This window comes from uncultured Empedobacter sp. (assembly GCF_937930195.1).
GTDB lineage: Bacteria > Bacteroidota > Bacteroidia > Flavobacteriales > Weeksellaceae > Empedobacter > Empedobacter stercoris.
Window position 1 is genome coordinate 1 of sequence record NZ_CALGVK010000052.1, and the last position, 1,635, is coordinate 1,635.

A 1,635-nucleotide genomic window follows, 5' to 3' on the forward strand; every position below is an offset into this window, starting at 1 on the left:
AAGATGCGATTGCCTCTTATTTTGATCGTCACGAAACTGATTTGAAACAATATTTTACTGAAGCAGAATGGGCTGATTTAATCAATTTTGAAGGTAACGCAAATGCAATCCGAATTCTGACGCAACAACAAAACGGAAAGTCCGAAGGTGGTTTACGTTTAACGTATTCTACATTGGCAGCGATTGCAAAATATCCTTGCGAATCAATTGCAAAAGATAAAACTCAATTGCATCGTAAGAAGTTCGGATTTTTTCAGGCTCAAAAAGAAGCGTTCAGAACAATTGCCGAAAAAACTAATATGATTTTGGAACAAGATTCGCCAATTATTTACAAGCGACATCCGTTTGTATGGTTGGTAGAAGCGGCGGACGATATTTGTTATTCGATAATCGATGTCGAAGATTCACAACGTTTAGGAATTATCGATCATGATAAATGCCGAAAATTATTTTTGAATTTGGTCGAATCTTTAGATCCATCTCAAATTGATAAAACAAAAAATACATTGAAATCAATTTCAGATAAAAATGATCGAATTGCATATTTACGTGCAAAATCAATTAATTTATTGACACAAAAATCGGTTGAGGTCTATCAAAATAATTTTGATCAAATTGTAAAAGGTGAATTTAAAACGGCTTTGTTAGATGTGATCAAAAATGAAACAGAACAAGTAACTAAACGAGTTTTGGACGAAATTCAACGTTTTTCAATCGAAAATATTTACAATCATCGTTCAGTTTTAGAGATTGAGAATGCAGGTTATAATGTCATGTCAGAATTACTTTCTCAATTTATTCCTCCAATCTTAAAAGACGAAAAAGAACGAAAGACATTCGAGAAAAAAGCTTTACGTTTGGTTCCTACTCAATTTTTGTATGAAAAAGGAACGAAATATCAAAAAGTGATGGGAATCTTAGATTATGTTTCAGGAATGACGGATAATTATGCAACAGAGTTATATCGTCGCATAAAAGGAATAGAAATAGGAATGACGATATAAGTACTAAGTTAGAAGTTTTTAATTCTGATCTTCTCGAAGAATCAAAAAAAGATACAAATAAATAATACACAACAATGATAAATGTAACAATACGAGAGGCAAGAAAAGAAGATTGTCCTCGAATTTTAGAGTTAATTCACGAATTGGCTTTATATGAAAAAGCACCTGAAGAAGTTACAGTAACTTTAGAAGAAATGGAAGAATGTGGCTTCGGAGAAAAACCAGTTTGGGGATCTTTGGTAGCAGAAGTAGATGGTAAAGTGGAAGGAATCGCGTTACACTATGATCGTTATTCAACTTGGAAAGGTCGTCGATTATATTTAGAGGATTTAATTGTAACAGAAAAAATGCGTGGATCTGGAATTGGAAAATTATTGTTAGATGAGTTAATTGCGTACGGAAAAGCAAATAATTACCACGGAATGGTTTGGCAAGTTTTAGATTGGAATGAGCCTGCAATCAATTTCTATAAAAAATACAACGCTGATTTTGATCCAGAATGGATTAATGTCTCAGTTAATTTTTAAAATAATAAAAAACTCCAAATTTTATGAAATTTGGAGTTTTTATTTTTGCTTAACGCTTAATCTCAACTATCTCATAAATCCTTCATACCATTTCCATAAAATAA

2 protein-coding genes are annotated in these 1,635 nt (G+C 31.9%); both read left to right on the forward strand.

Features of this window, described 5'->3' with window-relative positions; all coding sequences use genetic code 11:
• Positions 1-1,004, forward strand: a 1,004-nt coding sequence (gene dgt / locus Q0616_RS02805) for a dGTP triphosphohydrolase (protein ID WP_298774924.1), incomplete at its 5' end; no start/stop codon positions are given.
• A gap of 74 nt (positions 1,005-1,078) precedes the next feature.
• Entirely contained in the window at positions 1,079-1,531 is a 453-nt protein-coding gene (locus Q0616_RS02810) for a GNAT family N-acetyltransferase (RefSeq protein WP_225539701.1), read from the forward strand.
• Positions 1,532-1,635 lie beyond the last annotated feature (104 nt).